Raw genomic sequence first — 24083 nt, 5'->3', positions numbered from 1 at the left:
TGCTGCACGAAAAACCGGGTCTGATCGAAGCCGTTCGCGCGCGATTTGCGCATGTGGATGCCTGCCCGTTCCAAGGGCCGCGCATCTTTTTCGAGAACGCGGGCGGCGCGCTGACGCTGAACTCGGTGGTTGAAACCACGGCGAAATTCGCGGCCATCCCCGACAATCAGGGCCGGGACAACGTGGCCAGCCACGCGCTGGTCGACATCATCAATCGGGCCAAGTCGGACATGGCGACCCTGATGAATGCCTCGTCCGGGCAGTTCTTTGTCGGCGAAAGCGGTACCGAGCTGCTGTTTCGCATGATCCGCACCGCCTGCGTGAATGCGCCCAAAGGCAGCAAGGTTATTGGCAGCTCCATCGAACACCCCGCCAGCCGCAGTGCCGCGCGGCGCTGGGCGGATATTGCCGGGCTGGACTATGTGAACGTGCAGCATGACGATGACACCGGCATGGTCACGGCGGATCAGTACCTCGCACACCTGACACCCGATGTCTCGGTCGCCACCATCGTGCATGCCTCGCCCGTGACCGGCATGGGCATGGACGTCGCTGCCATAGCCTCCGCGATCCGCGATGTCGCGCCCGATTGCCTGATCGTCGTCGACGGCATCCAGCACGCGGCCCACGGCCAGCTTGATATCGACAGCTATGGCGTCGACGGCTACGCGATCTCGCCCTACAAGATGTTCTCGCGCCATGGCTACGGCGTGGCGTGGATATCGGACCGGCTGACGGCGCTGCCCCATGACATGCTGATCGACGCGCCCGCAACGGGGTGGGAATTCGGCACTCGCGATACCGGGTCATACGCCACCATGTCCGACGTGGTGGCCTATTTCGACTGGCTGGGCGGCGAGGTGTCCGACCAGACCGATCGCCGCGCCCGGATCGAGGCGGCGGGTCGCGCCATCCACGCCTATGAAACCCACCTGACCAATGCGATGATCAACGGCACCGGAAATCTTCCCGGCCTGCGCGACATGGATCACATCCACATCCTGGCAGGGGCGGACAACCCGGCGCGCGAGGGGCTGGTTTCGATCGTGGTCGAGGATGTGCCCTCGGCCGACGTGGTCACGCGGCTGAACGAACAAGGGATTCGCACCCATATCCGCAAGGCCGACCATTACAGCGGCAACGTGCTGACCCCGCTGGGCCTCAGCGACTGCATCCGCATCTCGCTGTGCCATTACAACACCGAACACGAGGTGGCGCAGTTGCTGGCGGTACTCAAGAACATCCGGGACTAGGGCCGGGATCGCGCAAGAATTTCTCCAACCCCTCTTGCGCGCGCCGTCCCTCTTGGCTACATCCCCCATCACGGGTGATTAGCTCAGTTGGTAGAGCGCTTCGTTTACACCGAAGATGTCGGGAGTTCGAGTCTCTCATCACCCACCATCCCAACCCACAATGTATCAAGGACCTATGCGCCTAGAGCCTCTGGACTTATCAACCGGAATGATCCGAGCCAATACCAACCTGATCTCAACCGATGTGGCCCCTTCGGCGGTTTCAGGCAATCGAGTTTGGGACGCGAAGGATCAAAATTCAGCCTGGATCGTGATCCGGAGCCGAAGTACCCCTGCTTGGGCGGTATTACCTGATCCTTGAGGCAGGCGCGCCGCCTCTGGCTGGCGCACCTTTCCTCGCCTGACAGAAAGCGGCTTCAAGCGGGGCAGGTCCTGTCAGCGATTGCGCCGAACTCACGCCTGTACCAACTGCCCAGCTCTGTGAATGGCTTCATTTCGTGCAGCTGCCGCAGTTGCCGGGCTGCCCTCTGTTGGCGCGACGTCCAGCCACTCGACATCCGTGATGCCGACAAAGCCGAGCCAGCCATCAAAATACGGACGAAAGAAATCAAAAGCGGCGGCAGGGGTGCCGATTGCATAATCGCCCCCACAAGCACGCAGGACGATGGCTTTCTTTCCGGTAAGCAGTCCAAGAAACTGGCCATCTTCAGTCACTTCAAAGGCGATACCAGGTTGGGTAATCACGTCCATGAACTGCTTCAGCCGATAAGGAACCATGAAATTCCACATCGGTGAACTAAAGACAATGATATCAGCTGTCTGAACACGAGCGGCCAGTTCTGTGACAGCCTTCCATGCTGCGGCCTCAGAATTGCTCATCTTGCCGTCAGTCTGACTGTGATGCTTGGCAGAAATCGCATCAGCCCCGAATTCGGGCAGATTTCCGTGCCACAGGTCCAAAGTGTCAATTTCACCCCCAGGATTCTGGGTATGCCACTTTTCGATGAATGCCTTGGCAACCGCAATCGAGTGAGACCGCTGTTTGCGGGGAGAGGCTTCGACGTACAGAATCTTTGTCATGAATAAGTCCTTCGCTTCGCAGGTGTATTCTGGAAGAACTGTAAATTGTTCAGAAATGGGGCAGTATTCGAAAAATTTGGCCAGGAGGTGTACATGTTTGAACAGATGAATTGGGACGATTTGAGATTCCTCAGAGCGGTCGCTCAAACAGGCAGCCTGTCAGGAGCAGCCCGGTCTCTTGGTTTGAGCCACCCGACGGTCTTGCGTCGTATCCAGCGCATGAAACAGCTATGGGCTGTCGACTTGCTGGAAAAGACACCAAGCGGCTATGTACCGACCGAACACGGGAACGCTTTGATCCGTCTCGCAGACGATATCGCCAGTCGGGTTGCGGCAATCGACCGGCAGATATATGGGCAAGAGCCGCACCTCGAAGGCACAGTCCGCATAACAACCACCGATACGCTGCACTTTAGCTTTCTGGCGCCGATGTTCCTGCAGTTGCGCAGGGCTTTTCCACTCATTGATCTAGAGATTACGGTTTCAAACCAGATGTATGATCTGGGCAGCCGGGATGCTGACATTGCCATTCGCCCCACAAACGCTCCACCAGAAACGCTCGTAGGCCGCAAAATGGGAAAAATCGGGTTTGCAGTGTACCTGCACCGGGATCTCGCAGTGGCGCAAGGCACAACGAAGCGTTTTGATGGTCTGGACTGGATTGGCATAGACAACAGCCTGTCCCACTTGCCGCAGGAAAACTGGATGCGCCGCCACAACTTCGACAAAACGGTGCACCTGAGGGTCAATTCAATCCAATCGGTTCTCCACTACATCCGGTTAGGGGGAGGACCCGGAATTGTAGCATGCTTCATGGGTGACAAAGTCGAGGATCTGGTACAGGTCAGCCCCAGGATCAAGGAGTTGGAAACCGACTTGTGGGTACTGGTTCACCCGGATGTAAGAAACGCAGTTCGTATTCGCGCGGTGCTCGATCAGATCTATGCATTCCTCTCTCGTCACCGCGTCACTCTGGAAGGTACAGACGGAGACCAGGCGCATAGATTACTGGGCACCGTTTGACCAACGTGCCCCTCAAGTTGGCCTCTGTATGGAGGGCGTTTTACAGCCTCCCTGTTTGGGAGGTGAATGACGCAGGGCAAATCTGTGGTTCTGGTTGGGTTTGATGTTTCGAATGACACCATTTCGGTTTCCGTGGTCGAAGATGCGCTGACCGAACGGAGCGGCTACGCCATAATTCGCGGCCTGCCCAAACGGCTGTCGTCGGCCACTTGGAAACAGATCGCGGTACTGGCGGCGAAACCGGAATCGCCGACAGTGCCTTGAGCGGTCCCGAGACCCGAAAACCGCGCAGATTCGGGCGACGGTTGCGCCACCATCGTTATCCTGCCTTGAACCCTTGCGCCCGCCCGTATAGGAAAATTCCTGCGCGCATAGGAGGGGCTTAGATGCAGGACGATCCGAAAACTCTTGTCTCCACCGGCTGGCTGGCCGCACATTTGAAAGACCCGGATTTGCGGATACTCGACGGGTCCTGGTACCTGCCGCAGCAGGGGCGCGACGCCAAGGCGGAATATGACGCCGCCCACATTCCCGGCGCGCGGTTCTTCGATATCGACGATATCGCCGATCACCGCTCTGATCTGCCGCACATGGTGCCGCCGGTCGAGAAATTCATGTCGCGCCTGCGGGCGATGGGCGTGGGCGACGGCCATCAGGTGGTGGTTTATGATGGTGCCGGCCTGATGTCGGCGGCGCGGGTCTGGTGGTTGTTCCGGCTGATGGGGCAGGACAACATCGCCGTGCTTGATGGCGGCTTGCCCAAGTGGCAGGCCGAGGGCCACGAGATCGAGGATCTGCCCCCCGTCATCCGTGACCGGCACATGACCGTCCGGGTGCAGAACCATCTGGTGCGCGATGTGACACAGGTCTCGGCCGCCGCCAAGCTGCGCGATCACGAAATCATCGACGCCCGCTCGGCAGGCCGCTTTTCCGGATCCGAGGCCGAGCCGCGCGAAGGGTTGCGGTCGGGCCACATTCCCGGCTCGCGCAATGTGCCGTTCGGCAACTTGCTGAACAAGGATGCCACGATGAAATCGCCCGATGACTGCCGCGCGGTGTTCGAAGCCGCCGGGGTGGACCTGTCGAAACCGGCGATCACCACCTGCGGCTCAGGTGTTACCGCCGCCATTCTCAGCCTCGCGCTCGAGCGCATGGGCAAGAAAGATCACTCGCTTTATGACGGCTCCTGGGCTGAATGGGGTGCCTTCCCGACCCTGCCCGTCGCAACCGGAGAGAACTGATGTTCGAAAATCTCAAGGCGCAGCCCGCCGACAAGATCCTCATGCTGATGCAGATGTATCGTGACGACCCGCGCGATGACAAAATTGATCTGGGCGTGGGCGTCTACAAGAATGCCGATGGTGTCACCCCCGTCATGCGTGCGGTCAAAGCAGCCGAACAGCGTATCTGGGAACAGCAGGAAACCAAGGCCTATACCGGGCTTGCGGGCGACCCGGCGTTTTCGGATGCAATGATCGGACTGGTTTTGGGCGGCGCGGTGCCGCGTGCCAACGTGGCGGCGGTGGCGACACCAGGCGGAACCGGGGCCTGCCGTCAGGCGTTCGAGATGGTCCGCATGGCCAACCCTTCGGCACGCGTGTTCGTGTCGAACCCCACTTGGCCGAACCACCTGTCGATCCTGAACTATCTGGGCATCGAAACGGTCCAGTACCGCTATTTCGACAACGATACCCGGGGCGTCGATTTCGACGGCATGATGGACGACCTGAAAACCGCCAGTGCGGGTGATGTGGTTCTGCTGCACGGTTGCTGCCACAACCCGACCGGCGCCAACCTGAACCTTGTGCAGTGGCAAGAGGTGGTGAACCTCATCAACGAGCGTGGCCTCATCGCCATGATCGACATCGCCTATCAGGGATTTGGCGACGGTTTGGAGGAAGACGGCAAGGCAACGCGTCTTGTGGCATCTTCGGTCAAGGAATGCCTGATCGCGGCGTCGTGCTCCAAGAATTTCGGCGTCTATCGCGAGCGTACCGGCCTGTTGATGGCGATCAGCGCCGATGCCGGTCAGACCGCGCTCAATCAGGGCACGCTGGCCTTCCTGAACCGCCAGAACTATTCCTTCCCGCCGGATCATGGCGCGCGGGTGGTATCCACAATCCTGCAGGACGACGCATTGCGCGCCGACTGGGCGGCCGAACTGGAAGAGGTGCGCCTGTCGATGCTGGACCTGCGTCGGCAACTGGCTGATGAATTGCAACGCCTGACCGGCTCTGACCGCTTCGGTTTCATCGCCCAGCACCGTGGCATGTTCTCGCGCCTCGGCGCCGCGCCCGAACTGGTCGAGAAGATGCGGGTCGAGCATGGCATCTACATGGTCGGTGACAGCCGTCTGAACATTGCCGGGCTGAACGCGACGACCGTGCCAATTCTGGCAAAAGCCATCGTTGACGTCGGGGTCTGACCCGGTCAGTCGCCGCGCCTCGGTCAATCGGGGCGCGGTGGTGTCTTTACAAACCGCATGCCGCCATCGGCAACCGCGAACGGTTCGCCTCCTGCCGTCAGGACCGCGCGGTCCTTCATCTCGCCAAAATCGAACATTGCGTTCAGGATGACATCCGTCCGGCCCTGATATTCCGCCGGGCGATAAATGCAGATCCCCATCCGGTCATCGAGCCGCCTGTAGGTATATCGCGCCTCGCCAACCAGCTTGCCGGCCGCCGTCACATAACAGGTCGTCTCTGTCTCATAACTGACCGTATGCGTGGACAGATCGGCAAAATCGCCGGTGCCCGAATGATGAACGCCAGTCCATTCGAGACTGGTGCCGACCAGTGTGTCCGGTGCTGTCGCCATCAGGCCCTCCGGTTCATCCGCGTTGACACCAAGCCTAGGCGATCAAAGCCCGCAACGCAAAACGCCCCGGTTGGGTCCGGGGCGTTTGTGCAAAAGCCTATCAGGTCAACCCTTGGAAAACTCCGGATAGGCCTCCATCCCCAGTTCCGCCATGTCGAGTCCGTTGATCTCTTCTTCTTCACCCACACGCAGGCCTACGGTCATCTTCAGGATCGTGAACAACGCATAGCTGACGACAAAGACAAACAGGCCGATGGCACCAAAGCCGATGATCTGTTTGGCAAAGGACGCATCGCCATTGGTCCAGGCCACAATGAAAGTGCCCCAGAAGCCTGCAATCAGGTGAACCGGAATTGCGCCCACCACGTCGTCTATCCTGGCCCGGTCCAGCATCGGAACGGCAAAGACCACAATCACACCGCCGACGCCGCCGATGATCAGCGACTGGAACAGCGTGGGCGCCAGTGGCTCGGCGGTGATCGACACCAGCCCGGCCAGCGCGCCGTTCAGGGTCATCGTCAGGTCGACCTTGCCGAACATAACCTGCGTCAGGATCAGCGTTGCAACCGCACCGGCAGCAGCGGCCATGTTGGTGTTGGCAAAGATCTGCGCCACCGCGTCGGCGTCCTCAAGCGTACCCATCGCCAATTGCGAACCGCCGTTGAAACCGAACCAGCCCAGCCACAGGATGAAGGTGCCCAACGTCGCCAGCGCCAGGTTCGAGCCGGGCATCGGCACCACCTTGCCATCCTTGTTGTACTTGCCGATGCGCGGCCCCAGCACCAGCGCGCCTGCCAAGGCGGCGAACCCGCCCGCCGCGTGAACCAGCGTCGAGCCGGCGAAATCGGAAAAACCCATTTGGCTCAGCCAGCCGCCGCCCCACTGCCACGAGGCCTCGATCGGATAGATGATACCAGTGAGCACCACGACAAACAGCAGGAATGGCCACAGCTTGACCCGCTCGGCCATCGTTCCGGACACGATCGAGGCGGTGGTGGCGCAGAACATCAGCTGAAAGAAGAAATCCGAGGCGTTGGAATACCCGCCCGCGTCGATGTCGGTCTTGATGTCCTTGGGGGCGATCGTGCCAAACACGCCCTCGATGATCCAGTTGCCGTCGCCCGGATACATGATGTTATAGCCGACCAGCCAGAACATGATCGCCGCCAGCGAAAACAGCGCGATGTTCTTGGTCAGCTGCATGGTCACGTTCTTTGACCGTACCAGCCCGGCTTCGAGCATGGCGAAACCCGCGGCCATCCAGAACACCAGAAACCCGCCGACCAGAAACAGCAGTGAATTCAGGATGAATTGCGTTTGCGCGGCGGCCTCGCCCGAGGCGGCCTCTTGCGCCAGTCCCGTTTGTGGCAATGCGGCGACGGCAACTGCCGGGATTAAAGTCTTGATCACGTTCATTTTGAAGTCCTCAAAGGGGGTTGCCGCGCTTACAGCGCGTCCGCGTCGATTTCGCCGGTGCGCACGCGCATCGCCTGTTCGACGTCCAGTACGAAAATCTTTCCGTCACCGATCTTGCCGGTCTTGGCGGTGGACGAGATCGTGGTTACGATCTGTTCAACCATTTCTGCCGGCACCACGATTTCCAGCTTGATCTTGGGCACGAAGTTCACGGCGTATTCCGCGCCCCGATAGATTTCGGTGTGTCCGGATTGTGAGCCAAAGCCTTTGATCTCGGTCACCATCATGCCGCGCACACCCACGCCGGTGAGGGCTTCGCGCACCTCTTCCAGCTTGAATGGCTTGATTGTCGCAATGATCAGTTTCACGTCTTTCCCCTTGATAGCGCCGGCCCACCCGGCATTTCGCACCTGCAGAAAAACTGCTGAATCGTCGGCGGGGAACGGAATTGGGGCGTGTGGCGGAACCAAAACCGCGAGATATCGCACAATTTTTGCACAAAACGACACTTGTGATGAAAAAAGCGGCGCAAAGATGAAGGAAATTTAAGGAAATTCGCACCTCTACATGGGCGGCTGGGCAGGGTATTGTCCGGCAAAAGCAAAGATCGGGCAGATTTGAGCATGACTGACTCCAAGCGCCGCAGGCCGACATTGGTGGCCGACAAGCGATACCCGTCCGGGGGTAAGAAAAAGGCGCCGTCGAAATCGACTGCAAAGAAGGCGGCGCCGAAAAAGGCCGCGGCCCGAAAGGCGTCGCGCAAGACCACGCGCCGGACGCCCAGGAAAACGCGCGGCGGCATCATCGGGCTGTTCCAGCGGCTGTTCCGTTGGATGTTCCGCCTGATCTGGGGGATTACCTGGCGTGTCGGAGCCATCGTGGCCCTGCTTGTCGCCCTCGCGGTTGGTCTTGTCTACACGACGTTGCCCGAGGCCGACACCGTGCTTGACGGCCGTGCGCGCGGGTCGGTCACCATGCTGGATCGTGACGGCAATGTTTATGCCTGGCGCGGCGATCAGTTCGGCGGGGTTGTCACCGCCAATACGGTTTCGCCGCACCTCAAGAACGCGGTTGTCGCTACCGAGGACAAGCGGTTCTACCGCCACATCGGCGTCAGCCCGCGTGGCGTGGCAAGTGCGGTGCGCATCAACCTCAGCGAAGGGCGAGGTCCGCTGTCGGGGCATGGCGGTTCGACGATCACCCAACAAACGGCCAAGCTGTTGTGTCTTGGCGTTCCGTATGTTCCCGCCGAGTGGGAGTCGGAGGCCGCCTATGAGGCCGACTGCCGCCAGGGGTCGCTGTGGCGAAAAATGAAAGAAGCCATCTATGCCATGGCAATGGAGGTCAAGTATACCAAGGATGAAATCCTGACCATCTACCTCAACCGGGCCTTCCTTGGTGCGGGTGCGCGCGGGTTCGAGGCGGCAAGCCAGCGCTATTTCGGCATATCCGCCGCCGAGGTCAGCCCCGCCGAAGCGGCGATGCTGGCCGGACTTCTGGTCGCGCCGACCCGCTATGCGCCGACCAACGATCTGGAACGGTCCCAGAACCGCGCCCGGCTGGTCATCAGCCTGATGGAGGATCAGGGCTATCTCTCCGGTACCGAGGCGGACTGGGCGCGGGACAACCCGGCGGAACTTTCCGATGCCGCCGAAGCGCGTGCAGGCGGGTATTTCGCCGATTGGGTCATGGCCAGCGGTCCCGAATATTTCACCCGCAACACGACCGAGGATGTGGTGATCAAGACCACGCTGGACCAGCGCATTCAGACCTCGGCCGAAGAGGCGCTCAAATTCGTCTTCCAGGAAAAGATCAAGGAAGGGTCCAAGGCACAGGCGGCGATTGTGGTCATGTCCTCGGACGGTGCTGTTCGGGCGATGGTCGGCGGACGCAAGACCAAGGTCTCGGGCGCCTTCAACCGCGCCACGCAGGCGCTGCGCCAGACCGGATCGTCCTTCAAGCCCTTCGTTTACGCCACGGCTCTGGAACTGGGCTATTCACCGCTCGATACCGTGATGGATGAACCCTATTGCATTGACATTCCCGGTTCGGGCCAATGGTGCCCCAAGAACTACACCAACAAGCATTACGGGCGGGTGACGCTGGCCGCTGCGCTCAAGGACTCGCTGAACGTCCCCGCCGTCAAGGTGGCCGAGGTCGCCGGGCTTGACAACGTCCGGCGCGTCGCCAGCGAGTTCGGCATCGAAAGCGATCTGGCCGCTGGCCCTGCGCTGGCTTTGGGCGCGTCGGAAAGCACCCTGATCGAAATGGTGGGGGCCTATGCGGGCATCTTGAACGGTGGTTCCTCGGTCGAACCTTACGGGCTGACCGAACTCAAGCTTATTGGCGACGACCAACCGATGATGGCCACCACCTCGGGTATCGGCGAGCGGGTCATCCGCGAGGATGCCGCGCGCCAGTTGATCTGGATGATGGAAAAGGTCGTTTCCGAAGGATCGGGCAAACGGGCGGCGCTGCCCGGCTGGCAGGTGGCGGGCAAGACGGGCACAACACAGGCCGCCCGCGATGCCTGGTTCATCGGCTTCACCGCGGATTACGTGACCGGCGTCTGGATGGGCTATGACGACAACACGCCCCTGTCCGGCACCACTGGCGGCGGCCTGCCTGCCGAGATCTGGCACGAAACCATGGTGCGCGTGACCGAAGGCATGACACCGTCCCCGCTGCCGATGATGGTCCCCAAGCAACCCACCCGCACCGAACAGCCCAAGCAGCAGAAGCGGCGGAACAACACGATCGGAAACGCGGTTGACAATTTCTTCAAGGATCTGTTCGGCAGAAACTGAGCGGCGCAAACCGCGCTTGATTGACAGTGCGGCCAAAGGCAAGCTCGTCTGGCCGAAACGACCCAGAGGAGGGCCAAGTCATGCGTCGCAACGAGTTGACGGAACGCTTTCGTGCCCTGCATGTGCCGGGCCAGCCATTGGTGATGCCGAACCCCTGGGATCTGGGTTCTGCCAAGGTGATGGCGCGGCTGGGGGCGCAAGCTCTGGCCACGACATCTTCGGGGTATGGGTTCACACTGGGCCTGACCGATGGCGGGCAGATGACACGCGACATGGCCCTGCAACACGCCGCCGCCGTCTGTGCAGCCGTCGACGTGCCGGTGAATGGCGATTTCGAGAATGGATTCGGCGATACTCCGGAAACCGTGGCCGAAACCGTGCGGCTGGCCGCCGAGGCTGGGCTGGCCGGTGTCTCGATCGAGGATACCGCGCTGCCGGGGTCCGGCTCTTATCCGTTCGACCTGGCGTTGGCCCGGATCGAGGCGGCAGTTGCGGTAGCACGAGAGGTTGGCATCGTGCTGACCGCCCGTGCCGATGGCTGGCTTTGCAAAAGCTATGATCAGGCCGAGGCCCTGCGCCGCTGTCAGGCCTTCGCCCGCGCGGGCGCCGATGTGATCTATGCACCGCTGGTCGGTGCCGACACCACCCGCGCTCTGGCCGCCACCGGAACGCCGGTTAACCTGTTGGCCGCGGGCACGATGCGTGATCTGACGCTCGACCAGATGGGCGCGTTGGGCGCGGCCCGCATCTCCATCGGCGGTGGATTGGCGCGGGTCACGCAGCAGGTGCTCCTCGACGGCGCCCGCGCCATGCTGGAGCAGGGCGACTTCACCATCCTCAACGGCGCTGCGAACACGGCCGAGGTCGATGCACTGCTGAACGGCTGAGCTGCATCCAGAGAAAACTCCGCATACCATCAGGCGCGCCGGGTCTCGGGCTTTTCGGATTGGAATGGACCGTGTTGCACGAATAGTGGTTGGGCCGCATTTGCGCCTTTCCCCTGTTCGTTATGCGACACGTTCACAGGTCGCGCGACCGAGATGGGTCATGCGGTTGAAAGCTTTGACAGCGATCCGGGTTTCGGTTGTCCGAGTCTCCATTTTGCGACTGCGCAGGTTGGGGCCGAGGAACTGACCTATGGCCTTCCGGTTGATGATCACCACCGCCATTTCGGCGGCGGCCAGACCCAGGTGACCATCGACCTGCCACCGGGGGACCACACCCTGCAACTGGTGCCAGGCGACCACTCTCACGTCCCCCACGCCACCCCGATCATGTCCGAGGTCATCACCATCACGGTCGAATAACCGGTAGAATCGCCAGCTTTCCTTGACGCAGGGAATGCCCGGTTCCAAACAACGCATCCGGGCTTTGCCCTGACCTCTCCGGCACATGGATGAGTGAGGTTCCGGTGTGCGGGACCTTGCTGCTATATGGAATGTTCCCTCAAGATCCTATAGTGGGCTCCAATTCGAGTACTTTTTACCTGCTGCAAGTTTTGCAGCCCTCACGATCTGCGGATCGGACGAATGGATGCATTCTTCGACGAATTTTGAAACATTGTCGCCAGTCCAACCGGGAGCAGCGGCGAGAGGCCAAATACGAATCGGATCATCTTGAGCTCGGCGACTAACGAAATTCAAAATCCGATCAATGTCATCATCAACAGGGACCATTTTGAGCATTGCCATGCCTCTGAATGCACCATCAATCAGCATGTCATTCCCAGATTTCAAGATATCCATAATCGGTGCACCGTCCTTCGATGACTCTGATTTCAAACGAACAATAGCGTCCCCGACACCAACATAGATCATAGTCGCATCAAGGGGACGAGCAGCGAATTCAGTCAAAAACTCCAGCGCATCAATATGCCGACATTCACCTAACGCCATGACAAGCTGATACTGCGTTTCCCACGTTCTTGGGTCTTCAACTTCTTTGCGGAGCGCCTCCAGTAAGTCAGGACCGGCTGCCGGGTCGCCACGTTTGCGTAGTCTTTTAGCGGCCGATCTGCGCTTAGGTGAACGGGTATGCTTTAACAATTCCAAGTCTTCTGCAAGTGTCGACATAACAGGCCTCAAATCAATAGAACTCAGAGATGATATGTCCCAGCCCAATGTCTGCCAAGGGCTCAAAGCAGGCCTTCTTCCTTCAACAGCTCGACCATATTCGCCTCCGGTCTCGGCCCGATATGGCTGATGACCTCGCGGGCACAGACATTGCCGATCCTGGCGCAGGTCTCGAAATCGCGCCCCGTGGCCATGCCGTACAGGAAACCCGCAGCAAACTGGTCACCGGCGCCGGTTGCGTCTACCGGGACAACCTTATTGACCGGCACATCGATGCGCTGGGTGCCGTCCATTACCGTCACACCGTCGCCCGACCGGGTGCACACCACCAGGGGACAGATGCCCGAGGTCAGCATCAGCGCGTCGTCCAGATGGTCGCTTTCGAACAGCGACTGGATTTCGGCCTCGTTGCCGATCACGAAATCCAGGTCGTGCTGGATCAGCGACAGGAAATCGGCGCGGTGTCGGTCGACGCAGAACGGATCGGAAATCGCAATTCCCGCCTTGCCGCCCGCCGCGCGGGTGGCCCGCGCCGCCTCGCGAAAGGCCGATTTTCCGGCATCGTGGTCAAACAGGTAACCTTCAAGGAACATCAGCTTGGCGTTGCCCGTCACCTGCTCCGGAACATCGGTCGAGCTTAACGTGGTCGAGATGCCCAGATAGGTGTTCATCGACCGCTCGCCGTCGGGTGAAACAAAGATCATCGACCGCGAGGTCGCCAGATCGCCCGCCGCCGGCGGATTGACGAAATCGACGCCGTCCTCATTCATGGCGTCGGCATAGAAATGACCCAGCGCATCGTCGCGCACGCGCCCGATGAAGGCCGCGTCAAGCCCCAGCGCGCCGGCGCCGGCGATGGTGTTTGCCACCGATCCGCCGGGCGTCTGCACCCGGTTTTCCATCGCCGCATACAGCACCTCGCCCCGGTCCTGCTCGATCAGTTGCATGATGCCCTTCTCGATCCCCATCAGGTCGAGAAAGACGTCATCGGATTGCGAGATGACATCGACAACTGCATTGCCGATACCGACGATATCGTAGGTCTTCATAGGGTCTTGTCCTCGAATTGGCACAGGTCGCGGATGATGCAGGTGCCGCACATCGGCTTGCGCGCCTTGCAGTGATAGCGGCCATGCAGGATCAGCCAGTGATGTGCGTGTTGCTGAAAGTCGACGGGGATGTTGTCCTCGATGGCGCGCTCGACCGCATCCACATCCTTGCCGGGGCAGATGCCGCTGCGGTTGCCGACCCGGAAGATGTGGGTATCGACCGCCTGCGCCGGATAGTGCCACCACATGTTCAGCACCACATTGGCGGTCTTGCGCCCCACACCCGGCAGCGATTGCAGCGCCGCACGCGAATTGGGCACCTCGCCGCCATACTCCTCGACCAGAATACGGCTGAGCTTGATCACGTTCTTGGCTTTCTGGCGGAACAGGCCGATGGTCTTGATATGCTCGGTCAGACCCTCTTCGCCCAGATCCAGCATCTTTTGCGGTGTGTCCGCGATCCGGAACAGCGCGCGGGTGGCCTTGTTGACACCTGCATCGGTGGCCTGCGCACTCAGCGCCACGGCGACGACAAGAGTATAGGCGTTCACATGCTCCAGCTCGCCCTTGGGTTCGGGGTCGGCTGCATGGAAGCGGGTAAAGATCTCGTGGATCGTGTGATAATCGAGTTGCTTTGCCATCCCGCCCGGTATGCCGTCCGCGCTTCGGTCGCACAAGTGCAAAGAGGCACCGGTTCAGCGGTTTGTACAATTCGGACAACTACCCTCTGGGAACAGGTACATTTCGCACGATTCGGGTCGCTGCCTATGGGAATGCGGGATAGGTTAAGAAAAAGAAATGAGGTGCGCGATGAATGTCCAGACCACCGAAACCGGCTATCACTACAACGTCATGCGGCGGGCAATCGATCTGATTGATCAGGGCGGAGAAACCCTTTCACTTGACGAACTTGCAAGTCAGATGAACATGAGCCCCGCGCATTTCCAGCGCCTGTTCTCGCGCTGGACCGGGGTATCGCCAAAGCGATATCAGCAGTACCTGACACTTGGTCACGCCAAGGCTTTGCTGCACGAACGGTTCACCACCCTGGAAACCGCGCACAATGTGGGCCTTTCGGGCAGCGGGCGGTTACATGATCTTTTCCTCCGGTGGGAGTCCATGAGCCCCGGCGAGTACGCGCGAAAAGGCGAGGGGCTCTGCATCTATTGGGGGTGGTTCGAAAGCCCCTTTGGCCCCGCATTGGTGATGGGAACAAGCAAGGGAATCTGCGGTATAGGCTTTGCGGCCGAGACGGGTGAAGAGGCGGCGATGGACGATCTGGTTTCTCGCTGGCCAAAGGCCGAATTCGTCGAGGAACCCACGCGCTTGCGAGCATGGGTACAAAGCGCCTTTGGCGCAGAACGCGAAGGGGCGGAACCGACACCGCTCTATCTGATCGGTGCGCCTTTGCAGATCAAGGTTTGGGAAGCTTTGCTGCAAATTCCGACCGGGCATGTCTCCACCTATTCCGAAATCGCCGGTTCCATTGGCGTGCCACAAGCCGTCCGTGCAGTTGGTACCGCCGTGGGACGAAACCCGATCAGTTGGTTGATCCCATGTCACCGGGCCTTGCGAAAATCCGGCGGATTGGGCGGATATCATTGGGGGCTGCCGGTGAAACGGGCAATGCTGGCCTATGAAGGCGCGCGCGCTGACGCATGAACATGTCCAACGTCAATCGCGTTTTCCAAGATTATAAAATCCGCGACTGATACCGAAAATTCGGTGATCGGAGGAATATTGCCGAAAAGACTCTCAATATTATTAAAGAGTTGCGAAAAAGATGAATGTGGATGTTACTTTTCTTGTTGAGGTAACCCCAAAGGGTCAACGAGGAGAAATACACATGCCAAACAAGCCAGATTTGCCGAACAACGTGGATTTTGATCCATTCGAATTCGCCACCGAGGCCCATCCGGGATGCAGCTGGGGCGAGTTGACGAGTGACGCCATCGAGGATGGTTTTGACCAGGGGGCGCACGCATCGGACCCCAGCGGTGACGGTGTCGGGCCAGAAGAGCGCGTTGGTCTGGCCAATGTGATCGAACAGGGCAACCTGCACGCGACCTGTGAGTTTATCGACGGATTGAACGACATAGCCTGACTTCTTCGGATAGGTACGGTTACTAGACAAAAAACACCCACGTTCGTTGAGCTGTGGGGGTGAACGTGCAGTTTCCATTGGTTGGGCGAGGAACCGCCGATCTCGCCCGATTGTTGCTTGAGCTTGCGATTGCAGGCCGTGATATACTGCGGCAAACAACGCAATCCCGAAGTTGGGGTCTTGAGCAGAAGGTGATTCCATGACGATTTCCAGATTTGTCCTTGCGACCGCGCTGAGTTCTGCGGTGGTCCTGAGCGCATGTACCGATCCGCTTACCCGCAGCACGCAGACTGATCCGAACCAGAACACAAAACAGGGCGCTCTGATTGGTGGCCTGTTGGGCGCCGGGATCGGGGCGATTGCCAACGACTCCGATCCGGGCCTTGGTGCATTGGCCGGTGCTGCCATCGGTGCCGCTGCCGGTGGGGCGGTCGGCAACGAGTTGGACAGGCAAGCCGCCGAACTGCGTCAGCAGCTTGCAAATGACGGGATCACGATCACGAATGCGGGTGACCGCCTGATCGTCTCGGTTCCCAACGACATCACCTTTGACACCGACAGCGCCACCGTGCGGCCGGCCTTGCGGTCGGACTTGCAGAAAGTCGCGCAGAACCTTGTGCGTTACCCCAAGTCGAACGTGCAGGTCATCGGCCATACCGACAGCGATGGCGATGCGGCCTATAACCAGGGACTTTCCGTGCGCCGGGCGAATTCCGTTGCCGATATCCTGCAGGCCGGCGGTGTGAGCTATAACCGGATCACCACCATAGGGCAGGGCGAAAACAACCCGATTGCGTCGAACCTCACTCCGCAAGGCAAGGCGCAGAACCGCCGCGTTGAGATCGTGATCGTGCCGACGCGCGCTGGGTGAAGTCCGGAAAAAAGTATCTGAAATGGGGGGCTGCCAATGGCGGCCCTTCTTGCTTGCGCACATTGACTGCGCGTCAGGTGGGGTTTGGTTGATCGCCGTCAGTGGCTAGGTAATGCAAAACCAACGAAAGGGCTTTCGATCATGTCAAGACCTACCCTGCTTGGCCTCTCTGGCTCGTTGCGGAAAGAGGCGACGAACCGCAAGCTCATGCGCGAGGCAGCAAGGCTGTTCGGGCCGTGTACATTCGTCGAGGCGGATCTGAACCTGCCGCTCTACAACGGTGATGACGAAAAGGCGGACGGCATTCCCGATGCGGTCCAAAAGCTGGCCGATCAGATCGTGCAGGCCGATGCGGTGGTGATCTCGACGCCAGAGTATAACAAAGGCCCCTCTGGTGCTCTCAAGAACGCCTTGGACTGGGTCAGCCGGACTGACGGCAAGCCCTGGGCCGACAAGCCGGTTGCGGTGATGTCGGCGGCGGCTGGTCGGGCCGGAGGCGAACGCGCCCAGATGATCCTGCGCGCCTTCATGGTGCCGTTTCAGACCCGAATGCTGCAAGGTCCTGAGGTGCATCTTGCGAACAGTTCCGCCGAGTTCGACGAAGCAGGACGCCTCTCCAGCGAACACTATACAAGGACTTTGCAGATACTGATGCAGAAACTGCGGGTCGAAGCTGGCCATTGACTTGCCCGGAGCGGCGGGGCTGTTAGTGTCGGCGGCATGGATCAGGATGTTTCGCAGGAAATCCAACGGGATGTAATGGACCCGGCCCGCGCTGCCGCGTTCGAGGTGGCACTGGGGCGAGTTCCTGTGATCGGTGCAGGATCGCCTTTGCCCCCGTTCTTTCACCAGCTTTATTTCTGGACACCGCGCCCGCCTGAATACCTGGGCCGTGACGGGCATCCAAAAGTTGGCGGCGGGCTGATCCCTGATATGGGCTTGCCGCGCAGGATGTGGGTCGGCGGGCGCTTGCGGTTTTCAAGCCCGCTTCGTGCAGGTCTCCCGGCGGAACGGCGGTCGGTACTGGAAAGCGCGACCTCGAAGACAGGTCGTACTGGTCCCTTGGCTTTCGTGACGCTCAGGCATGAAATCTGGCAGCAGGACAACCTGCGCCTGACCGAGTGGCAGGATCTGGTCTATCGCGAAGATCCGAACCCGGATGCACCGCGCCCACACCCGCCCGAGGCCCGCAGGGACGAGACCGACAGGCGCGAGGTCGGGTTCGATTCCACGCTGCTATTCAGGTATTCTGCGCTGACCTTCAATGGGCACCGGATACATTACGATTTGGACTATGCCCGCGACGTCGAAGGGTATGTGGGACTGGTGGTGCACGGTCCCTTGCTGGCGCAGCACCTTATGTTGTTGGCCGAAGAAGTGATTGGCCCCCTGACCGGTTTTTCCTTTCGCGCCTCCTCGCCGCTGATGCATTTCGAGCGCGCAGAGCTGTGCCGGAGCGGGGACGACCTTTGGGTGCGCGGCCCGGATGGCCGCGAATGTATGCGCGCGACGGCCGAGACCTGATCAGTCAGCCAACGACCTTGCACATGGTGATCGACGTGGGGCTGTAATAGCCGGGATGGGCGGTCTCTCCGGTTTTGACAAAGCCGAGACGCGTGAACGCGATGTGGTTTTCGACCAGTTCGACCCGGGTCTGCAGTTCCAGTGTCGGCAGGCCGTGCACCACCGCGCGTCTCACGGCCAGGGTCACCAACTGCCGGGCCAGTCCGGCACCGCGTTTGTTTTCGGACACTGCCAGTTTGCCGAGGTAAAGCCGATCGGACTTGGGCGTCAGAAATACGACCGCATGTGGGGGTCTTCCGATGGTCCAGATTTCACCCTCGGTGGCTTGCTGGCGTATACTCGCTTGGGTCAGGCGGTGCACCGAGGATGGCGGATCGATCTGGCCTTCCATGAAAGCAAAGCATTCGCTGATCAGCGACAGGATTTGCGGGATAGATGGGTCATCCGGTCCAACTCGCCGCGGATTCTGGTCAGTTCCGCTCACAAGGACGCCTCGGGTCGGAAGTCATCGGGAATGTTGTTTTGATCCTCGAGGATCAGATCGGCCATCACCTCGGCCACTTTCGGGGCCATGCCAAAGCCGATCTTGAACCCGCCATTGGCAATGAACTGGCCCTTGTGCAGCGGGTGTTGCCCCAACATCGGCGCGCGACTTTTGCTGCGAGGGCGGACCCCGGCCCAGCGGTCGATCACCTCGGCCCCATGCAGGACAGGCACCGCCCGCATGGCGCGTTCGATCACGTCGTCCAGCGCGCTGTCGGTGCTGGTCGGATCGTCATAGTCGCGTTCCGACGTCGAGCCGATCGCCAGTGTTCCATCGGCATGTGGCACGATGTGGATCGCATCCGCGAATATCTGTGACACCTCACCGGCATGGAAGCGGAGCAGCGCGGATTGCCCCTTGACGCCGTTGCCGACAGTCTTGCCATAGGCCCGGTTTAACTCTTCCAGCCCCGCAACGCCAGTTGCATGCACCACCCGACCCGAATCAGGGGCATCAGCCACGACTTCGACACCCATCACGGAAAGTGCGGCCACCAGTGCCGCACCCGCTCGCCTGGGGTGCATCCGAGCGCTCAGCGTATCGTGAATGACATGGCCAGTGACGCTGGGTGGGCACCATGATCCGAGCTTGGCCACCGGCACGACCCGCCACTCGGCCTGTCCTTGCCACAGCTCGCGTGCGGAGATCTCACGCTGTCTGGCAAGCTCCAGAGACCGAACGTCGGCAATCGGCTGAAGCCGTCCAAGGCGACCGTAGCCGGCAGATACGCCGCCCGTCGACTCAACCTGTTTCCAATAGGGTTCAGCCATGATCAGGCTTTCGAATTGAAAGGCTTTCTTGGCGTTCCAGTTCTCGGGGACATGTGGCGCCAGTGCGCCAACAAGGCCGCCACTTGATCCCGCGCCGGGACCGAAAGGGTCGACCACCTGCACCTTTGCCCCGCGTCGGGCGCAGGTCCACGCGATGGAGAGGCCGAAAACACCGGCGCCGCGAACCGTCACATCGACCATTGCCAATTCCCCGTTCCTTGTTCAGTGTCGCGCCGCCTTGCTACAGGATATCACGATGGCAGACCAGCGCGCCAAATTGACATGGACAGGGGACGCGGTGCCCGTGTCCCAACGGTTCGACGATCCCTACTTCTCGCTGCAGAACGGGCTGGAGGAAACCCGGCATGTCTTTCTGGCGGGCAACGATCTGCCTGCGCGGTTTACACCTGGCTTCCGGATTGCCGAACTGGGCTTCGGCACCGGTCTGAACATGCTGACAGTCTGGTCGGAATGGGAAAAAGCGGGGCAGGCCGGCCGGCTTCAGTTTACCAGCTTCGAGGCGTTTCCCATGGATTTGGCGGATATGGAAAAGGCGCTGCAAGCCTTTCCTGAACTTGACCAGTGGAGCAGCCGGTTTCTTGCCCATTGGCGAGGCGGCGCATGCGATCTTGGCACCTTGCAGCTTGAAGTGATCGAAGGCGATGCGCGGCAAACCGTAAGAGGTTGGGCAGGCGAGGCCGAGGCATGGTTTCTGGACGGGTTTTCCCCTGCCAAGAACCCTGAATTGTGGGAGGCGGATTTATTGGCCGATGTCGCAAACCACACAGCAACCGGTGGCACGGCTGCTACTTATACCGCAGCGGGCTTTGTCCGCCGGGGGCTGGAGGAGGCGGGGTTTACCGTCACACGAATCCCCGGCTATGGCCGCAAAAGACACATGACGCGGGCTATCAAAGCGTGACGCAAAAGAACAACATTCCGGCAGGAATTGCCCTGATGATTGGCGCGACAATCGTATTTGCGCTGCAAGACGGCATTTCGCGCCATCTGGCGGGAACCTACAACACCTACATGGTCGTCATGATCCGGTATTGGTTCTTTGCCGCGTTTGTAATTGTCCTGGCGGCACGGACGTCCGGTGGGATTCTGGCGGCAGCGCGAACCAATCAGATTGGCTTGCAAATAACTCGGGGGTTGCTGCTGGCGGGCGAAATTTGCGTGGCCGTCTTTGGCTTCACGGTTCTGGGTCTCATTGAAAGTCAGGCAGTTTTCATTTGTTATCCTTTGCTGGTCGCCGCACTCAGCGGACCGGTACTGGGTGAAAGCGTCGGTTGGCGGCGCTGGGCGGCCATCGGCGTCGGCTGTGTGGGAGTTTTGATCATTCTCCAACCAGGCATGGGCGTATTCAACCCTTGGGCGATCGTCCCTTTGATTTCAGCCTTAATGTTCGCCCTGTATGGCCTTTTGACACGCTATGTTGCCCGTCAGGACGGCACAGCAACCAGTTTCTTCTGGACCGGAATTGCCGGCGCCGTGGCGATGACAGCGGTTGGCATGTGGTTCTGGGAACCGATGATCAGCCGTGACTGGATGTGGATGGCGCTGTTGTGCGTGACCGGGGTTACGGGGCACTGGCTGCTGATCAAATGCTATGAAATGGCCGAGGCAAGCGCAGTTCAGCCCTTCGCCTATTTCCACCTGGTGTGGGCCGCCATTTTGGGCATTACCATTTTCGGAGAAACTCTGCGCACGGCTGTGATCATAGGCGCGGGGCTGATCGTTGCCGCCGGTTTGTTCACCTTATGGCGCGAACGACAGCAGCGTTGAACCGACAAGCTCCTGCGAGAATGGAATTGGCAACGCTGGTTTGCCCAGCCGAGCACGATAGACTGGCAGGCTTTCCGTGACCCGCATGACATAGTTCCGTGTTTCGGAAAACGGGATGTGCTCGATCCAGTCAATCACGTCGATCTCTCCGGCCCTTGGATCGCCGAACCGTTCCATCCACGAGATCGGTCGCCTTGGCCCGGCGTTGTAACCAGCTGCCATCATGACCACGTTGCCGCCAAGATCGGCGGCAAGGCCGGCCAGATAGTTCGCGCCAAGTTTGGCGTTGTACCTCCAGTCCGAGGTCAGCCGGTTCGTCTTGTGCCCGCTGAGAATACCCAGATCCTGTGCAACGATTTTTGCCGTGGCAGGCATCACCTGCATCAATCCGCGGGCACCGGCACCGCTGATCACAACCGGGTCGAACTCGCTTTCGCGACGAGCGATCGCGAGCGTCATTTCCTTAGCCATCGGAAGACCAAGATCGGCGATGGGGTGCAGCGGATAGTAGGCTGCAGGTAACACAATGCCAGTCTGTGCAGCCCGTTTGGCGATCATCACGGCGACGTGGGGCTCGTCCATTTCCAGTGCCATGTCCCCAAGCTGCGCGGCTTGCGTTTCATCCAGGCTTTCCACCAAATGGGTGAGAAACCGCTCTGCCAGATCACGTTCGTCGGCCTGCAACAACAAAAGCCCCGCCTCCAGAACACTGGATTCGGCAAATTTCGCCTGTTTCCAATGCGGCGCGCGCCGCGGCAATGCCAAATCTGGGTCAAAAGCGCGACCTATCCGTTCGGCAGCAAGAAGCCCGTAGAAAGAGGTCTGATGCGCGGCCCCCGTGGCATAGGCTTCATAGGCTTTATCAGCATCCCCATTCTCGGCATAGGCCCGGCCCAGCCAATACCCGGCGCGGCCGACTGAGATCGGCGACTCCACTGCTTGCGAGAAGTTCTGGAAATGGCGAACAGCGGTGCCGGGATCGTTCAGCTTGCGCAGGGCAAGGAAGCCGGCCAGCCATTCAAGTTCCGCGTAATCATACCCTATGCCGGGGGTCATGTGGTGGCGGGACGCGATGTCATAGGCGATTTTGTCTTCACCGTTCCGCATCTTCAACCGGGCCAGGCGGGCGCGTCCTTCGGCCCATTTCCCAGGCTCACCCAGCGTCTCCGGGCTGTTTGATCGTTGCAGCATCAATTCGATGGCGCTGTCATCAAGTTCCTTCCGGTCGCGCCAGAAAAACCGCTCATACGCCAGACCCGGAGAATTCGCCAAGGCTTTTGGTACTTCGGCGATCCGGGCGTCCACCCCTGGCGCCATATTGCGAAGATCGATCCGTGCCCGTGCCAACTTGCGTTGATCCTCGCTGACCAAGGGCAGCATCTGCTTTGCGCTGATCAGGTGGCCATCCCACAGCATGCGGTCCAGACGCGCCTCGTGATGCGGTTTCAGCAAGGTCGAGAAATTTTCAAGGTAATTTCGTTGCAGCCCCGGCCCCATCGGCATCGTACGCCATGCCATGACGATATCCGCCTCGGCATCGCCGCGCATGCCTTTGGACATCAGTGCAACCGCGTGATTCAAGGCGCCTTCCGCTGTCTGCGGCGGGATATTGTCATAGAATTTCAGTACACGATCCGGATCGGCATTCGTAAACGAGGGCTCACTTTGCCGCCGCAGCCAATCAAGGCCGGGCCAATCCGGGCGGCGGTCCAGAAACACAAGGGCGTCACCCGATTCGCCATATCCCTGGCGTAGCCAGTGCCACACGATGATATCGCGCGCGACCGAACCGCGCTGTCCTGCCGCCTGCAACGCCTCGTTCCAGTTGTCATTCCGCATTTCGGCAAGAGCCAGCCGCAGATCGTCGACAGTTTCCGCGCGTGCAGGTCCCGACAGGGCCATGCAGCACAGAATCACCCCTGCGATCGTTCTCAGAATGCGTGTCATCCCTTGCAATTCCCGCCAAACCAAGGATACAGCCATTCACGATAAACCGTGCGGCGGCAGGATCAACTCACAATCTGTTCGGCGCGCATTTCCTGCGGTTCGCCCGCTTACGCTGACACTTTGGGAGCACACTTCATGTTCAAAGGCTCTATGCCCGCGCTCGTCACCCCGTTCCACAACGGCGAGTTGGACCTGGACGCGCTCAAACATCTAGTGGAATGGCAGATCGAACAGGGCTCGACGGGGCTGGTGCCAGTTGGAACGACTGGAGAAAGCCCCACGCTGACGCATGAAGAACATGAAACCGTGATATCCGAAGTGGTCAAGGCGGCTGCGGGCCGGGTTCCGGTGATCGCCGGAGCGGGATCGAACAACACCGTCGAGGCCATCCGTTTTGTGCAATTTGCCGAAAAGGTCGGGGCAGATGCGGCGCTCGTGGTGACGCCTTACTACAACAAGCCCACCCAACGTGGACTGCTGGCACATTTCAACACTCTGCATGACTGCGCAGATATTCCGATCATCATCTACAACATCCCGGGCCGCTCTGTCATCGACATGACGCCTGCCACCATGGGCGAACTTGCCAAACTGCCGCGCATCGTCGGTGTCAAAGACGCCACTGGCGATCTTGCACGCGTCAGCCAACAACGTGCCACCTGCGGACCGGAGTTCTGCCAGCTTTCGGGTGAGGACGCCACCGCACTTGGTTTCAATGCACATGGCGGGGTCGGTTGCATCTCGGTCACCGCGAACGTGGCACCGAAGCTTTGTGCCGAGTTCCAGCAGGCCACGCTTGCGGGTGACTACGCCACGGCGCTGGAATATCAGGATTGCCTGATGCCGCTGCACGAGGCAATTTTCATTGAGCCCGGCCTGGTCGGTGCGAAATATGCGCTCAGCAAAGTGGGCCTGTGCAGCGAAGAGGTTCGCTCGCCCTTAACCGGCCTCGAAGACAGCACCAAGACCGCCATAGACGCAGCCATGGCCCACGCTGGCATTCTGTAAAAGGACAAAC

26 protein-coding genes and 1 tRNA gene are annotated in these 24083 nt (G+C 60.0%); 17 read left to right on the top strand and 10 right to left on the bottom strand.

Annotated elements, in window-relative coordinates; all coding sequences use genetic code 11:
- The first annotated feature begins 2 nt into the window (after positions 1 to 2).
- Both AC2FLX_RS07445 and AC2FLX_RS07440 read left to right on the top strand, forming a co-directional pair.
- Positions 3 to 1253 (top strand): aminotransferase class V-fold PLP-dependent enzyme, encoded by a 1251-nt coding sequence (locus AC2FLX_RS07445; protein ID WP_496875399.1) that lies wholly within the window; start codon positions 3 to 5, stop codon positions 1251 to 1253.
- Between the two features lie 72 nt (positions 1254 to 1325).
- Positions 1326 to 1401: transfer RNA gene (locus tag AC2FLX_RS07440), tRNA-Val, on the top strand.
- A 305-nt stretch (positions 1402 to 1706) separates the two neighbouring features.
- On the opposite strand, the gene AC2FLX_RS07435 is transcribed toward AC2FLX_RS07440, so the two are convergent.
- Entirely contained in the window at positions 1707 to 2480 is a 774-nt protein-coding gene (locus AC2FLX_RS07435; protein WP_480748586.1) for an FMN-dependent NADH-azoreductase, read from the bottom strand.
- Between AC2FLX_RS07435 and AC2FLX_RS07430 the strand changes: the two genes are divergently transcribed.
- The 4 genes from AC2FLX_RS07430 to AC2FLX_RS07415 all read left to right on the top strand — a co-directional run bounded on the left by AC2FLX_RS07430 (position 2427) and on the right by AC2FLX_RS07415 (position 5781).
- Positions 2427 to 3356, top strand: coding sequence for a LysR family transcriptional regulator (locus AC2FLX_RS07430; RefSeq protein WP_496810199.1), 930 nt, complete (start codon positions 2427 to 2429; stop codon positions 3354 to 3356). The two genes, AC2FLX_RS07435 and AC2FLX_RS07430, sit on opposite strands and share 54 nt — an antisense overlap.
- 66 nt (positions 3357 to 3422) lie before the next feature.
- Complete coding sequence (locus AC2FLX_RS07425; RefSeq protein ID WP_496810198.1) at positions 3423 to 3620, top strand: hypothetical protein; 198 nt, start codon at positions 3423 to 3425, stop codon at positions 3618 to 3620.
- Between the two features lie 122 nt (positions 3621 to 3742).
- Complete coding sequence (gene sseA, locus AC2FLX_RS07420; protein ID WP_480748589.1) at positions 3743 to 4597, top strand: 3-mercaptopyruvate sulfurtransferase; 855 nt, start codon at positions 3743 to 3745, stop codon at positions 4595 to 4597.
- Positions 4597 to 5781 (top strand): amino acid aminotransferase, encoded by a 1185-nt coding sequence (locus tag AC2FLX_RS07415; protein ID WP_480748590.1) that lies wholly within the window; start codon positions 4597 to 4599, stop codon positions 5779 to 5781. Before sseA ends, AC2FLX_RS07415 begins: the two co-directional genes overlap by 1 nt.
- A 23-nt stretch (positions 5782 to 5804) precedes the next feature.
- Here AC2FLX_RS07415 and AC2FLX_RS07410 read toward each other — a convergent pair whose 3' ends face one another.
- The 3 genes from AC2FLX_RS07410 to AC2FLX_RS07400 all read right to left on the bottom strand — a co-directional run bounded on the left by AC2FLX_RS07410 (position 5805) and on the right by AC2FLX_RS07400 (position 7957).
- Positions 5805 to 6173 carry a hypothetical protein gene (locus tag AC2FLX_RS07410; RefSeq protein WP_480748591.1) on the bottom strand — a complete coding sequence of 123 codons (369 nt, stop codon included), beginning with the start codon at positions 6171 to 6173 and terminating at the stop codon, positions 5805 to 5807.
- A 105-nt stretch (positions 6174 to 6278) separates the two neighbouring features.
- Positions 6279 to 7589, bottom strand: coding sequence for an ammonium transporter (amt, locus tag AC2FLX_RS07405; protein WP_496748630.1), 1311 nt, complete (start codon positions 7587 to 7589; stop codon positions 6279 to 6281).
- Between the two features lie 29 nt (positions 7590 to 7618).
- Positions 7619 to 7957, bottom strand: a complete 339-nt coding sequence (locus AC2FLX_RS07400; protein ID WP_480748593.1) for a P-II family nitrogen regulator — start codon at positions 7955 to 7957, stop codon at positions 7619 to 7621.
- Between the two features lie 255 nt (positions 7958 to 8212).
- Here AC2FLX_RS07400 and AC2FLX_RS07395 point away from each other — a divergent pair, with 255 nt between their 5' ends.
- The 3 genes from AC2FLX_RS07395 (at position 8213) to AC2FLX_RS07385 (ending at position 11703) form a co-directional block, all read left to right on the top strand.
- Entirely contained in the window at positions 8213 to 10396 is a 2184-nt protein-coding gene (locus AC2FLX_RS07395) for a transglycosylase domain-containing protein (protein WP_480748594.1), read from the top strand.
- A gap of 80 nt (positions 10397 to 10476) precedes the next feature.
- A complete protein-coding gene (locus AC2FLX_RS07390) occupies positions 10477 to 11283 on the top strand; it encodes an isocitrate lyase/PEP mutase family protein (protein ID WP_496810197.1) in 807 nt (268 codons plus the stop codon).
- 153 nt (positions 11284 to 11436) lie between these two features.
- Positions 11437 to 11703 (top strand): DUF4399 domain-containing protein, encoded by a 267-nt coding sequence (locus tag AC2FLX_RS07385; RefSeq protein WP_496810196.1) that lies wholly within the window; start codon positions 11437 to 11439, stop codon positions 11701 to 11703.
- A 147-nt stretch (positions 11704 to 11850) separates the two neighbouring features.
- On the opposite strand, the gene AC2FLX_RS07380 is transcribed toward AC2FLX_RS07385, so the two are convergent.
- The 3 genes from AC2FLX_RS07380 to nth all read right to left on the bottom strand — a co-directional run bounded on the left by AC2FLX_RS07380 (position 11851) and on the right by nth (position 14158).
- On the bottom strand, positions 11851 to 12468 hold the full coding sequence (locus tag AC2FLX_RS07380) for a HEAT repeat domain-containing protein (protein WP_496810195.1): 618 nt from the start codon (positions 12466 to 12468) through the stop codon (positions 11851 to 11853).
- A 62-nt stretch (positions 12469 to 12530) separates the two neighbouring features.
- Positions 12531 to 13517 carry an adenosine kinase gene (locus tag AC2FLX_RS07375; protein ID WP_496810194.1) on the bottom strand — a complete coding sequence of 329 codons (987 nt, stop codon included), beginning with the start codon at positions 13515 to 13517 and terminating at the stop codon, positions 12531 to 12533.
- Positions 13514 to 14158 (bottom strand): endonuclease III, encoded by a 645-nt coding sequence (gene nth / locus AC2FLX_RS07370; protein WP_480748598.1) that lies wholly within the window; start codon positions 14156 to 14158, stop codon positions 13514 to 13516. Before nth ends, AC2FLX_RS07375 begins: the two co-directional genes overlap by 4 nt.
- Before the next feature lie 169 nt (positions 14159 to 14327).
- Here nth and AC2FLX_RS07365 point away from each other — a divergent pair, with 169 nt between their 5' ends.
- The 5 genes from AC2FLX_RS07365 (at position 14328) to AC2FLX_RS07345 (ending at position 18016) form a co-directional block, all read left to right on the top strand.
- On the top strand, positions 14328 to 15179 hold the full coding sequence (locus AC2FLX_RS07365; protein ID WP_496807372.1) for a bifunctional helix-turn-helix domain-containing protein/methylated-DNA--[protein]-cysteine S-methyltransferase: 852 nt from the start codon (positions 14328 to 14330) through the stop codon (positions 15177 to 15179).
- A gap of 184 nt (positions 15180 to 15363) precedes the next feature.
- Entirely contained in the window at positions 15364 to 15621 is a 258-nt protein-coding gene (locus tag AC2FLX_RS07360) for a hypothetical protein (protein ID WP_480748600.1), read from the top strand.
- A gap of 199 nt (positions 15622 to 15820) precedes the next feature.
- Positions 15821 to 16492: a YiaD family glycine zipper/OmpA-like lipoprotein gene (locus tag AC2FLX_RS07355; protein WP_496810193.1), complete on the top strand. Its 672-nt coding sequence runs from the start codon at positions 15821 to 15823 to the stop codon at positions 16490 to 16492.
- Between the two features lie 141 nt (positions 16493 to 16633).
- A complete protein-coding gene (locus tag AC2FLX_RS07350; RefSeq protein ID WP_496746632.1) occupies positions 16634 to 17176 on the top strand; it encodes an NADPH-dependent FMN reductase in 543 nt (180 codons plus the stop codon).
- A 36-nt stretch (positions 17177 to 17212) separates the two neighbouring features.
- Positions 17213 to 18016 carry an HTD2 family dehydratase gene (locus AC2FLX_RS07345; protein WP_496810192.1) on the top strand — a complete coding sequence of 268 codons (804 nt, stop codon included), beginning with the start codon at positions 17213 to 17215 and terminating at the stop codon, positions 18014 to 18016.
- Between the two features lie 4 nt (positions 18017 to 18020).
- Here AC2FLX_RS07345 and AC2FLX_RS07340 read toward each other — a convergent pair whose 3' ends face one another.
- Positions 18021 to 18500, bottom strand: a complete 480-nt coding sequence (locus AC2FLX_RS07340) for a GNAT family N-acetyltransferase (RefSeq protein WP_496810191.1) — start codon at positions 18498 to 18500, stop codon at positions 18021 to 18023.
- A complete protein-coding gene (locus AC2FLX_RS07335; RefSeq protein WP_480748605.1) occupies positions 18497 to 19531 on the bottom strand; it encodes an NAD(P)/FAD-dependent oxidoreductase in 1035 nt (344 codons plus the stop codon). Before AC2FLX_RS07335 ends, AC2FLX_RS07340 begins: the two co-directional genes overlap by 4 nt.
- Before the next feature lie 55 nt (positions 19532 to 19586).
- Between AC2FLX_RS07335 and mnmC2 the strand changes: the two genes are divergently transcribed.
- The gene (mnmC2, locus tag AC2FLX_RS07330; protein WP_480748606.1) at positions 19587 to 20252 is read left to right on the top strand and encodes a tRNA (5-methylaminomethyl-2-thiouridine)(34)-methyltransferase MnmC2; all 666 of its coding nucleotides are present in this window, start codon (positions 19587 to 19589) and stop codon (positions 20250 to 20252) included.
- 35 nt (positions 20253 to 20287) lie between these two features.
- Positions 20288 to 21118 (top strand): DMT family transporter, encoded by an 831-nt coding sequence (locus tag AC2FLX_RS07325; RefSeq protein WP_480748785.1) that lies wholly within the window; start codon positions 20288 to 20290, stop codon positions 21116 to 21118.
- On the opposite strand, the gene AC2FLX_RS07320 is transcribed toward AC2FLX_RS07325, so the two are convergent.
- Positions 21092 to 23065 carry a lytic transglycosylase domain-containing protein gene (locus tag AC2FLX_RS07320; protein WP_496810190.1) on the bottom strand — a complete coding sequence of 658 codons (1974 nt, stop codon included), beginning with the start codon at positions 23063 to 23065 and terminating at the stop codon, positions 21092 to 21094. The genes AC2FLX_RS07325 and AC2FLX_RS07320 overlap by 27 nt on opposite strands.
- 135 nt (positions 23066 to 23200) lie before the next feature.
- Between AC2FLX_RS07320 and dapA the strand changes: the two genes are divergently transcribed.
- Positions 23201 to 24073 carry a 4-hydroxy-tetrahydrodipicolinate synthase gene (gene dapA / locus AC2FLX_RS07315; RefSeq protein ID WP_496810189.1) on the top strand — a complete coding sequence of 291 codons (873 nt, stop codon included), beginning with the start codon at positions 23201 to 23203 and terminating at the stop codon, positions 24071 to 24073.
- Positions 24074 to 24083 lie beyond the last annotated feature (10 nt).

The sequence above is a fragment of the Ruegeria sp. YKSF57 genome, assembly GCF_059612585.1.
This window is presented reverse-complemented; position numbering and strand designations above follow the sequence as displayed.